The organism is Westiellopsis prolifica IICB1 (genome assembly GCF_004323185.1).
Taxonomy (GTDB): Bacteria; Cyanobacteriota; Cyanobacteriia; order Cyanobacteriales; family Nostocaceae; genus Pelatocladus; species Pelatocladus prolificus_A.
This window is the reverse complement of the sequence record NZ_NAPS01000001.1, coordinates 1,483,331-1,494,544: the sequence shown is the minus strand read 5'-3', so window position 1 is coordinate 1,494,544 and position 11,214 is coordinate 1,483,331. Positions and strand designations below refer to the sequence as shown.

10 protein-coding genes are annotated in these 11,214 nt (G+C 39.0%); 2 read left to right on the top strand and 8 right to left on the bottom strand.

Features of this window, described 5'->3' with window-relative positions:
• Positions 1-690: 690 nt before the first annotated feature.
• The gene (locus tag B4U84_RS06395; RefSeq protein ID WP_017309179.1) at positions 691-1,314 is read left to right on the top strand and encodes a tetratricopeptide repeat protein; all 624 of its coding nucleotides are present in this window, start codon (positions 691-693) and stop codon (positions 1,312-1,314) included.
• A gap of 1 nt (position 1,315) precedes the next feature.
• Here B4U84_RS06395 and B4U84_RS06390 read toward each other — a convergent pair whose 3' ends face one another.
• The 7 genes from B4U84_RS06390 to B4U84_RS06360 all read right to left on the bottom strand — a co-directional run bounded on the left by B4U84_RS06390 (position 1,316) and on the right by B4U84_RS06360 (position 8,505).
• On the bottom strand, positions 1,316-2,167 hold the full coding sequence (locus B4U84_RS06390; RefSeq protein WP_131116217.1) for an ABC transporter ATP-binding protein: 852 nt from the start codon (positions 2,165-2,167) through the stop codon (positions 1,316-1,318).
• 209 nt (positions 2,168-2,376) lie between these two features.
• Positions 2,377-4,077 (bottom strand): NAD+ synthase, encoded by a 1,701-nt coding sequence (locus B4U84_RS06385; RefSeq protein WP_131118757.1) that lies wholly within the window; start codon positions 4,075-4,077, stop codon positions 2,377-2,379.
• A 155-nt stretch (positions 4,078-4,232) separates the two neighbouring features.
• The gene (locus B4U84_RS06380; RefSeq protein ID WP_017309182.1) at positions 4,233-4,979 is read right to left on the bottom strand and encodes an NUDIX hydrolase; all 747 of its coding nucleotides are present in this window, start codon (positions 4,977-4,979) and stop codon (positions 4,233-4,235) included.
• Entirely contained in the window at positions 4,940-5,539 is a 600-nt protein-coding gene (locus tag B4U84_RS06375; RefSeq protein ID WP_044450634.1) for a nicotinate-nucleotide adenylyltransferase, read from the bottom strand. The genes B4U84_RS06380 and B4U84_RS06375 overlap by 40 nt, the downstream gene beginning before the upstream one ends.
• 47 nt (positions 5,540-5,586) lie before the next feature.
• The gene (locus B4U84_RS06370; RefSeq protein WP_131116214.1) at positions 5,587-6,969 is read right to left on the bottom strand and encodes a nicotinate phosphoribosyltransferase; all 1,383 of its coding nucleotides are present in this window, start codon (positions 6,967-6,969) and stop codon (positions 5,587-5,589) included.
• A gap of 313 nt (positions 6,970-7,282) precedes the next feature.
• On the bottom strand, positions 7,283-7,465 hold the full coding sequence (locus B4U84_RS06365) for a CsbD family protein (RefSeq protein WP_016863438.1): 183 nt from the start codon (positions 7,463-7,465) through the stop codon (positions 7,283-7,285).
• A gap of 581 nt (positions 7,466-8,046) precedes the next feature.
• Entirely contained in the window at positions 8,047-8,505 is a 459-nt protein-coding gene (locus B4U84_RS06360; RefSeq protein WP_044450632.1) for a hypothetical protein, read from the bottom strand.
• A gap of 212 nt (positions 8,506-8,717) precedes the next feature.
• Here B4U84_RS06360 and uvrB point away from each other — a divergent pair, with 212 nt between their 5' ends.
• Positions 8,718-10,715, top strand: a complete 1,998-nt coding sequence (gene uvrB, locus B4U84_RS06355; protein WP_131116210.1) for an excinuclease ABC subunit UvrB — start codon at positions 8,718-8,720, stop codon at positions 10,713-10,715.
• A 163-nt stretch (positions 10,716-10,878) separates the two neighbouring features.
• Here the strand turns inward: uvrB and B4U84_RS06350 are convergent.
• A partial coding sequence (locus tag B4U84_RS06350; RefSeq protein ID WP_131118755.1) for a tetratricopeptide repeat protein occupies positions 10,879-11,214 on the bottom strand: 336 nt, incomplete at its 5' end.

Here is an 11,214-nt window from a genome sequence, read left to right as displayed (position 1 = left end):
TGGGTTCGCCGAAATCATTTCTGGGTTCGCCGAAATCATTTCTGGGTTCGCCGAAATGGTTTATGAAGTCTTCTTTGTGTGTTTGTGGAGCAAAAATAAGTTTTATTAACCACTAAAACACTAAGACACCAAGTTTATTAAGCAGCAATATCACTCACCGCCTTATACCATTTCACAAAAAATCTGATACAAATACAGATCCGTAGAGACGCGATATATCGCGTCTCTACATTATTTATGTGTATCGCGATTAACGTGAAATGGTATTAGCTGGGTGAGACAGATTTCCTACTTCTGCTCTTTTCCTTATAATTCTATTGTCTGCTTGATCAATTTGGAGCGTCATGCCTCAATAGTTATACTTTTGAGTAGAAAACAAGAGTTTTGTATTATTTATAACCCAAAAAATAGTTATTGCGATGATTGACTATTAATTGCTTCTAATTTTTAGAATTATCAATAGTATTGCTTAGAAATTAGCTATTGACCAGAAGAGCAAAAAAAGAGAAAGCTTATGAATATTTGGTAAAAAATAAGCATATGGAGTTTGCAAAAGAGAATATTTTTGTTTTAATGGACAAGCAATCAAAGAAAATCTAGTGAATTGCACAAAATTTCAGGTTGTTTGCTGTGTACAAAGGAACTTCATTCTTATTCAGTGTTCTCTTAATAGGAAGCATTGTGACAACAATGGCTTCAGTGACTCAGGCTCAGGTATTAGTTGTACAGCGCCAAAGCACTCAACAGGTAAAAGACCTCTTAGAACAAGGACGCAGACTAGTAGAGACGGGTGATTATAATGGTGCGATCGCTGTCTACCAACAAGCAGCAAACCTAGAGCCAAAAAATCCTTCGATCTATTCTGGCATAGGTTATTTGTATGCTTTACAAGGAAATTTTTCCGCAGCATTAACTGCTTATCGTCGGGCTGTTACTCTTGAGCCTAATAATAGTGATTATCAATATGCTTTGGGTTATATCAGTGGTAACTTAGGTGATAATAACGGAGCTAAAAACGCTTATCGTAAAGCAATACAGATCAACCGTGGTAATGTCAACGCCTATATAGGTTTAGGCACTGTCCTAGTGCGATTGAGAGATTATACTAGCGCTCAATGGGCTTATGAAGAAGCAGTGCAACTTGCTCCCAAAAATCCCCAGGTTTATGAGTTACGGGGAACAATGTTAAAAAAACAAGGTAAAGCCAAAGAAGCGATCGCTATTTTTAGAAAAGCGCGTGATTTATACGAACAACAGGGTAAGTATGAAAGCGTTACTAGAATGGAAGCTACCCTACGCGAATTAGGCGTGTAAATTAATCTAACTGACGTCCAGTTAGTTCTACAAAAATATCTTCTAAGTTTGAGGGACGTACCATTATCCCTGTCTTATCTTCTAGGTTGTCTAAATAGTTATTTGCTTCATCCAAGGTGGGAAAAAAGAGATATTCCCAACGATCTCCTACTTGTTTCATCACCAAGCCTTCACCATAAGTGGAGCGTAATTCTTGTAAAGTTCCTAATGATATTAACTTACCATTGTCCATGATGCCGATGCGATCGCACAAATATTCCACTTCTTCCATATAATGGGTCGTTAGCAGCATCGTCATACCCTGCTTATTTAAATCTTTAATAATTTCCCAAAGACGTCGCCTGGTTTGGGGATCTAGTCCCACAGTTGGTTCATCTAAAAATAAAATCTGAGGCTGATGCAACAAAGCTCTAGCAATTTGCAATCGCCGCTTCATACCTCCAGACAAGGTTTTAACAAGATCATCACGTTTAGCGGTAAGTTCTACATAATCCAGCCATTGCCTAATTAAACGTTGTCGGTGTGGATTTTGAATGTGATGTAGCTTACCATGCAGTTCCATGTTTTCCCAGACAGTTAAATCACGATCTACACTAATTTGCTGCAACACTACACCTATAGATTGCTTTGCCTGTGAGGGTTGGCGTATCACATCATACCCAGAAACCTCAATATTTCCTTCCGTAGGTTTGGTAAGTGTAGTCAACATCCGAATTGTGGTAGATTTACCCGCACCGTTAGGGCCAAGTAAACCAAACATTTCTCCTGTAGCAATCTCAAAAGAAAGATTATCGACTACGGGGACTTTGTTGTAAATTTTATAAACGTTTTCGAGAGAAACAGCAACGGTCATAGGTAAGATTTAGGATGTGACTCAGATTACGTAAACTTTTGTAACACTATTAATAATTGTACGGTGAGTTTTTAGCCGTGAAATAAATTTCCGGCTCAAAGCTTAAACCCGTTAAGACCGATTAAAAGTTTTATTCAGTAGAGACGCGATATATCGCGTCTCTACACTTTTAGCCGTGAAATAAATTTCCGGCTCAAAGCTTAAACCCGTTAAGACCGGTTAAAAGTTTTATTCAGTAAGCTTTTAACAGCCAACCAATTACTAGCAATGGGCATTCGCCAACCAGTACCAAAAGCACGATCTGTAATTTTTAATCCTGGGGGTGCTTGTCGCCGCTTGAATTCCGCCCTAGCTACCATCTTGATGACTTTCTCAACAACGACTACATCGTGTCCAGCATTGACTATTTGGGCGGGTGATTGGTGATCTTGAATCAGGCGTTGCAAAATATCGTCAAGGATATCGTAGGGGGGTAGAGAATCTTGGTCAACCTGACCAGGTTTAAGTTCGGCGCTGGGTGCTTTGATCAGGACGTTGTCAGGAATGATTTCACCGTTGCGGTTTAACCAACGACACAACCCATAAATAAGGGTTTTGGGAACATCGGCTATGACTGCTAAACCACCATTCATATCACCGTAGAGAGTGCAGTAACCAACAGCCATTTCTGATTTGTTACCTGTTGAGAGGAGAAGATGACCAAATTTATTAGAGATAGCCATCAATAAGTTACCCCGAATTCGGGATTGAATATTTTCTTCTGCTAGTCCAAACTCAGTATCAGCAAACAAATCTGCAAAGGTTTTGTCATATGCTTGCATTAAATCCCCAATGGGCAAAACATGAGTTTTTATACCAATATTTGCTGCCAATGCCAAAGCATCAGTGACGGAATGCTCAGAACTGTGGGGAGAAGGCATAAGAATACCGAGGACATTTTCTTTACCAAGGGCTGCTGTAGCGATCGCAGCCACAACAGAAGAATCAATTCCACCACTCAAACCCAGAACTACTTTATTAAAACCACACTTACGGACATAATCTCGCACACCTAAAACTAAAGCTTGCCAGATTTCTTCTTCCTCACACTCACAATTAGGTGCAATCAAACCTAACTTTAAATCTCGTGCTTCTTCATCAAATTCAATAATTGATAAATCAGTTTCAAATCCAGGCGATCGACAAATAATCTCACCCTCACGATTTAACGCAAAGCTTCTACCATCAAAAATTAAATCATCATTACCACCCACTTGGTTAGCATAAATAATCGGTTGGCGAAAACGCACTGCACTGTGACTGAGCATGGCTTCGCGGAATCTTTGTTTGCTAAGAGTGTAAGGTGAAGCTGACAAATTCACAATTAAATCTACACCCAAAATCGCTAAATCAGCAATTGGGTTGACAGTGTAACTACGTTCGCCCCAAAATTCTTCATCGTTCCACAAATCTTCGCAAACAGTAACACCTATATTGATGTTATCGAGAGTGAAATAATTAGCTTGCAAACCCGGTTCAAAATAACGGTGTTCATCAAAGACATCATAACTAGGTAAAAGCCGTTTGTAAAAAATTTGTTTGACCTTACCTGCTTCTAACCAAGCAATACTATTAAATAAAGTTTTGCCACCTGTTTTTTTGGCTTGTAAATTTTCTTCTACAGTTCCGACTAATACTGCTAATTTTGGTGGTAAATCTCTAGCTAGTTGTCGTAAGGTAATACCCATTGCTTCAACAAAACTAGGATTTAATAATAAATCTCGTGGAGGATAGCCACATAAAGATAGTTCTGGTGTCAACAATAAACGCGCACCTTTTGTTACTGCTTGTTGTGCAGCCTCAAGGATTTGTTGAGCATTTTTTGATAAATCACCAATGGTAGGATTGAGTTGAGCGATCGCAATTTTCATAATAGTCAATAGTCATTGGTCATTAGTCATTTATTTAGTGCATAAGTCAAAAATAAAACCTTCTGACTTGAAAGTAACCTCACCCCGTCCCTTACCAAGGAGAGGGGAAAGAGGTTTTTCATCAAGGCTGGTGAAATTTTTTCATTGGGACTGCCTTAAATAAAAACCAATGGTTTATCTTTAAAAGGGGCAAATGCTTCTGCATCAAATCGATATAAACTAGCTGGACGCCCTGCACCTCGTGATACTTTAATACCTGTATCGCATAAAAAACCTAACTTGAGTAAACGCGCCCGAAAATTAGAATAATCGGAAAAATTATCTCCTAAAACGGTAGTGTACAACTGATATAAATCATTTAAAGTAAAGGTTTCTGGCAAAACTTCAAAAGCTACTGGACTGTACTCCAATTTATTTTTTAAACGTCTGTGTCCGTATGCCAAAATTTCATTATGGTCAAAGGCTAATTTTGGGACTCGTTTGACTGGATACCAAGCAATACCAGCAACTTTGTCAGCAATTAATTCGGCTTCTTCAAATCGCACCAAAGCAAAGTAACTGACACTGAGATAACGTACCCCGTAACTATCGGTTGCTTCTCTTGGGTCACGGCTGGGTCCACCAAAACTATACAATTGCTCTAAATAAAGGTTCTTGACCTTAATTTTTTCAGCTAGAATACGATAGGCTGCATCTTCTAAGGATTCGCCTCGACGTACTAAAGTACCTGGAAGACCCCAATAATTTACATAGGGTTCCTGTTGTCGCATGATTAATAGTACAAGCAGTCGGTTTTGAGCAGTGTCTACTGAAAAAATTACATTGTCAACACCAACTTTAAAATCAGCCAAAGGTTGTTGATTTAGCGTATCTGCAAGCTTCTTTTGAATGCGTCCTGGCATTTGTACAAATGCTGTTTATTAATATAGTCAATTACAGGGGGCGTGAGAGCTTCGGGATCTCCACTGTTACGATAAGCTGTAGAGGATACATTTGGAGCATCTAACTCAGCGATCGCTATTTTTGCTCCGAGATCTTCCACAGTCTGTAAACTGGATTCATCTATGATATATCCCGGTCGTGGTACAACTAAAAGTTGAACTTGGTGTAACAAATCTTCAACCTGATACCAGCGTGGTAATTGAGAAACTAAATCTGAACCAATTACTAAAGTCAATTCTGTTTCTGTTCCCCAACGCTGCTTGGCTTTATCCACAGTTTCTAAAGTTCTGAAACTGCTGAGTTCTTGTTCCAGACTAATATTATGGTGTGGTGAATGTATATCATCTATAAGTAGATGTAGCATTGCTACCCGATGCTGCAAAAGGGTTTGATGGGATTTAAAAGGATTATCAGCCGCCCAAATGACTACACGATCATAATGTTGTGATAACCATTTAATTATCGCTTGATGTCCAGCAGTTGGTGGATCAGCACTAGTTCCAAATAAGGCTATTTTCATTTTATTGTCATTTGTTATTTGTCATTTGTTATTTGTCATTGGGAAGGTTAATAACTACTAACCACTACTGATTTTTTCTTAGTTTCTGCTGTCAATTTATGTAATTTTTCTGATAATTCCATTTGTACAGGTATGGGATTTTCTAAGTATCGAGTTTGTTCGGGTAAACTTGTTACGGAGGCGGCGGTACGCTGGCGAATTGTTGCTAAGTTTTCTGGTGGTTGCATCCGTTTTCCTGCTTGCATGAATAATTGCAATAAAGGTAGCCCTCCCAAATTACTTTCATCTGCTAATCCCAAACAATCTGCTTTCACTTTACCTGCAACGGAAGAACGAAAAACTTGCTTGCGTCCCGGATAAGTCATCTTACCACTTGATTCTTTCATTACCGGAATGCCATTAATTTCTACTAATTTATAGACTCCGTTTACAGGTTTTCCTGTGACGAGTTTGGTTCCCACACCATAGCTATCAATTTCAGCGCCTGCATTTTTTAAAGATAAAATTTCTTGCTCATCTAAGTCACCACTAGCAACTATTGATACATCTGTTAGAAGCGATCGCACTTTTTTTGATAATGTCACTAAATCACCAGAGTCTAACCTCACCCCAGTCAATTTCATTTTTCCAGAGTTGACTTTAAGAGCTAATCGTTCCGCAGCAGCAATCGTATCGTAAGTATCAATTAACAAGGTTGCACCTGGAAAATATTGTTGAAATGCAGCAAAAGCTTGATCTTCGCTACCTTCGGTTGCTGTCAGCGCCATCACCAAAGCATGTGCCATCGTACCGCTTGGTTTCTCGCCCAGTTGGAGCGCTGCTAACACGTTTGATGTAGCATCAAAACCAGCTGCTAATGCTGCTCTTGCTGCCCACAACGCCCCTTGGGGACTAAACGCCCGTCGAGTACCAAATTCCAGCAGATTTGCTCGTTCACCCGCCACATCACGCATTCTCGCGGCTCGTGTGGCAATTAATGTCTGGTAGTTAAGGGTGTTGAGTAGATAAGTTTCCACCAGTTGTGCTTGCCATAAAGGTGCTTCTACCCGTAACAGTGGTTGATTAGCAAACACTGCTGTACCTTCTGGTACTGCCCATACATCCCCGCTAAAACTTCCTGATTCTAACAGTGACCAAAAGCGTTTTGGTGCATGAGCAAAAATTTCTGTTGAACGCAAAGCTTCTATATGAGTGGGAGTAAAGCAAAATTTTTCTAAATATTCCAACGCCTGAGCTAACCCCATGGCGATTAAATAGCCAAAATCCTCTGGTAATTTTCTCACAAATAATTCAAAGCTTGCTGGTTGTTGTTCTATGCCTTCACCTGCATAACAAGCTGCCATTGTCAACTGGTAAAGATCTGTCAGTAGGCTGTAATCTTCTGGACGCGGAATTAATTCCGGGTTCAATGTCCCTGGGTAACACGTCATGCGATCGCCCCCCTTTTTGGATGCTTCTTTATTTTATGGTAGATTTCACCATAAACAATGTCAATCACTAGACACAGATTCTCTAAAAAAATCATAAATCAAGGGATTTAAGGGAGAAATAAGATATTTTTGGTCAATAATTTAATTTTTTGTAATAGTTGTAATTAATATATCAGCTAAAAATTTCTAGAATTTTAAATATACAAAGCCGCCCTCACCAGGGAGGACGGCTGATTATGTATTTTATTCATTAGTTTCTGAGCAGAAAACTAATGCATAAATTTATTTATCTTTGCTGCTAAGAATTTGAGATTTAGTCAAGATTTTTCTTGATATTATCTTTGACATCTTCTACAGAGTGACGTACTTCACTTTCAGCTTGCTTGGCTTTACCTTCTGTTTTATCTTCTGGATCGCCAGTTACATTTCCCCATGCTTCTTGAGCTTTACCTTCTACATTTTTAGCTGTAGCTTTTGCTCTATCTTCTAAACTCATAATTCAGTCTCCTTATGTCATATAAACTTTTTTCAAAGTTATGGTAAAGTGATGAATAACTTTGATTTGTTTAGCTTTGATGTTTACAAATTAGCTTATATTTTATGGTTGAGCCTTCTTTCCACAGGCATATTATTTACTCTATAAAAAGATAGAGGATAAATCTATTAATATATTACTTACTAGTCAGGGATCAATAAATAACTATAGTAGTCCTAAATTATTCTTGAGAGTAAGATCCCCGACTTCTTAAAGAAGTCGGGGATCTGGAATCTTGTATCTTCTCACAAGCTAATTAGGATTACTATCTCAGTAACAAATTAAAAACTAATAATTAATAACTAGATTTTATTAAATATCATTTTTTGTTTGTAGTAGAGACGTAGCAATGCTACGTCTCTACAAGATTCATATGTATCGCTATTAACGTGAAATGGTATTAGTACAAACTAAAGATAATATAGAATTCCGTTGATAGTCTTCACGATTAAGTTCATAAACCAAACTGAATTACCATAAAAAAACCCGGCTTTTTAGTAAACCGGGTTAATAAATTAAATTACATATAATTCTTCTTTTCACTAATCCAAATAACCCATCAAAAATTCGGAATCATCAATAGTATTTGATGCTACTGGACGATTACCCATTACAGAATAGGTTTCAGAAACTACCAAAGAGCTAGAAGCAATAGGGCGAATTCCAGACAAATTCATTGTATCAACTACATGCATTGTGTTTGCGGCAATAGGACGCAAACCCATAATGTTCATTGTTTCCACAACTTGCAAGCTACTTGTACCAATGGGACGTACTCCAGCAATCGAGACTGTCTCAGCTACTTGCAAATCGCTAGCAGCAATAGGACGTACCCCAGAAATAGCGAGTGTATCAGTTATTTCTAATTTATCGGATGAGCTTGCTTGCTCTGTATTTGAGTTTTCAATTTTGTTATTTTCGACTTCCACTGTAGTTTCCCCCTTCAATTTGGCACGCTTTTGGCTAGGACTTACTGCCTTACCATTGCTGCTGACAGCCATAAACTAATACCTCTAGATTGTTAAGTATTTTTTACAAAAATTCAACCTAAGTGAAGTTTTTTCTATATATCTCAGTTTAACTTTAAAAAATATTGTATATCTATAGGGTTGTTTAAAAACTACACATAAGTAAAAATCAATCCCCGATCCCCGACTCCAGTCTCTATTCGCTACTATGAGATAGGTATTTAGGGTATTCAGAGCAACACTGCATGACAAAATTTTGTCTTCAAGCACCCTTCAGTCCAACCGGCGATCAGCCACAAGCGATCGCACAGCTAGTTAATAGTCTTCAAAGTCACAATCGTTATCAGACATTACTAGGCGCAACCGGAACCGGGAAGACATTTACAGTCGCATCAGTAATTGAAAAGGTCGGTAAACCGACTTTAGTACTGGCGCACAACAAAACCCTCGCAGCACAGCTTTGTAATGAGTTGCGAGAATTCTTTCCTAACAATGCTGTTGAATACTTTGTTAGTTATTACGACTATTATCAACCAGAAGCGTACATTCCTGTTACCGATACCTATATTGAAAAAACAGCATCTATCAATGATGAGATAGATATGTTACGACACTCAGCCACGCGATCGCTATTTGAACGGCGTGATGTGATTGTTGTGGCGTCGATTAGCTGTATCTATGGTTTGGGAATTCCTTCAGAATATCTCAAAGCTGCGATTCCCTTCCAAGTGGGAATGGAAGTTAACCAAAGGCAAATTTTGCGAGATTTAGCATCAGTACAATATAGTCGTAATGATGTAGAAATTGGACGGGGACGTTTTCGCGTCCGGGGTGATGTCCTAGAAATCGGCCCAGCATACGAAGATCGGATTATTCGCATCGAGTTCTTTGGTGATGAAATCGACGCAATTCGTTACGTCGATCCAGTGACGGGTGAAATTCTCCAAAGTCTACAAGCAGTGAATCTCTATCCAGCGCGTCACTTTGTGACACCAGAAGAAAGATTAGAAGAAGCATGTGATGCGATCGCTCAAGAATTAAAAGAACGTAAAGCAGAGTTAGAATCAGTTGGGAAATTACTCGAAGCGCAAAGAATAGATCAGCGTACCCGCTATGACTTAGAAATGCTGCGCGAAGTTGGTTATTGCAACGGTGTAGAAAACTATTCTCGTCACCTCGCAGGAAGACAAGCCGGTGAACCACCAGAATGTTTAATAGATTATTTCCCCAAAGATTGGTTGTTAGTAATTGATGAATCTCACGTTACCGTACCCCAAATTAGAGGTATGTATAACGGTGATCAAGCTAGAAAAAAAGTCTTGATTGAGCATGGTTTCCGCTTACCTAGCGCTGCTGATAATCGACCTTTAAAAGCCGAAGAGTTTTGGTCAAAAGTTAACCAGTGTGTTTTTGTTTCTGCGACTCCGGGAAATTGGGAATTAGAAATTTCCGACGGACATATAGCCGAGCAAATAATTCGACCAACTGGTGTGCTTGATCCAGAAATTATTGTCCGTCCCACCGAAGGACAAATTGATGATTTATTAGGTGAAATTAAAGATCGAGTAGACCGTAATGAACGAGTGTTAATCACCACATTAACTAAAAGAATGGCGGAAGATTTAACAGATTATCTGCAAGAAAATAGTATTCGGGTAAGGTATTTACACTCGGAAATTAACTCAATTGAAAGAATAGAAATTATCCAAAACTTGCGCGATGCCAATTTTGATGTGTTGGTTGGTGTCAACTTGTTACGGGAAGGTTTGGATTTACCAGAAGTTTCTTTAGTAGCAATTTTAGATGCAGACAAAGAAGGCTTTTTACGTGCAGAACGTTCCTTAATTCAAACTATTGGAAGAGCCGCGCGTCACGTCCGCGGACAAGCGATAATGTATGCAGATAATCTCACCGATAGCATGATTAAAGCCATTGATGAAACCGAACGCCGTCGCGGAATTCAAATGGCGTATAACAAGATGCACGGAATTACACCGCAACCGATTGTGAAAAAATCTAGTAATGCAATCTTGTCTTTTTTGGAAGTTTCTCGACGGTTAAATGCTCAAGAAATAGAAACAGTTGATCAACATCTAGATGAGTTACCGTTAGAAAATATTCCACAGTTGATTACACAATTAGAAGCACAAATGAAAGAAGCAGCGAAGAAACTAGAGTTTGAGGAAGCGGCGAAGTTACGGGATAAGATTAAGCATCTGCGGGATAAATTAGTAGGACGTTAGATTATAAATTTTGAACACGGCATTTTTGGAGAGCGTCGCTTATTTTTATTTCCACAGCTGATTCAATACGGTTCGGATACAATACTGCTCGGTTAAGGATTTTTAGTCATAATTTTGGGCATGTAGAGACGCGCCATGGCGCGTCTCTACAGGATTTAAATCCCTAACGTCGAAACCAAGAACGAACCCAACGCCACAACCGACTCAACCACCCCCAAAAACCACGACGGGATGTAACAACAGGTGCTTGTAGTTGTGAAAGACGCTCAATCGCATTGCTACAATCTTGAACCTTTGCATCAAGTCCGATTTCTTGAAAAAGTTTACAGGCGTTACGATAAGCACCCATCGCATCTGATTGGCGATTGACTCTTTCTAAAGTCTCACCTAAATTAAACCAAGCAATAGCTTGTCCAGAGCGATCGCCTATTTGTGTTTTGATATCTAAAGATTGCTGATAGAAGTTTATCGCCCTTTGATATTCTCCCAGGTAATTGTA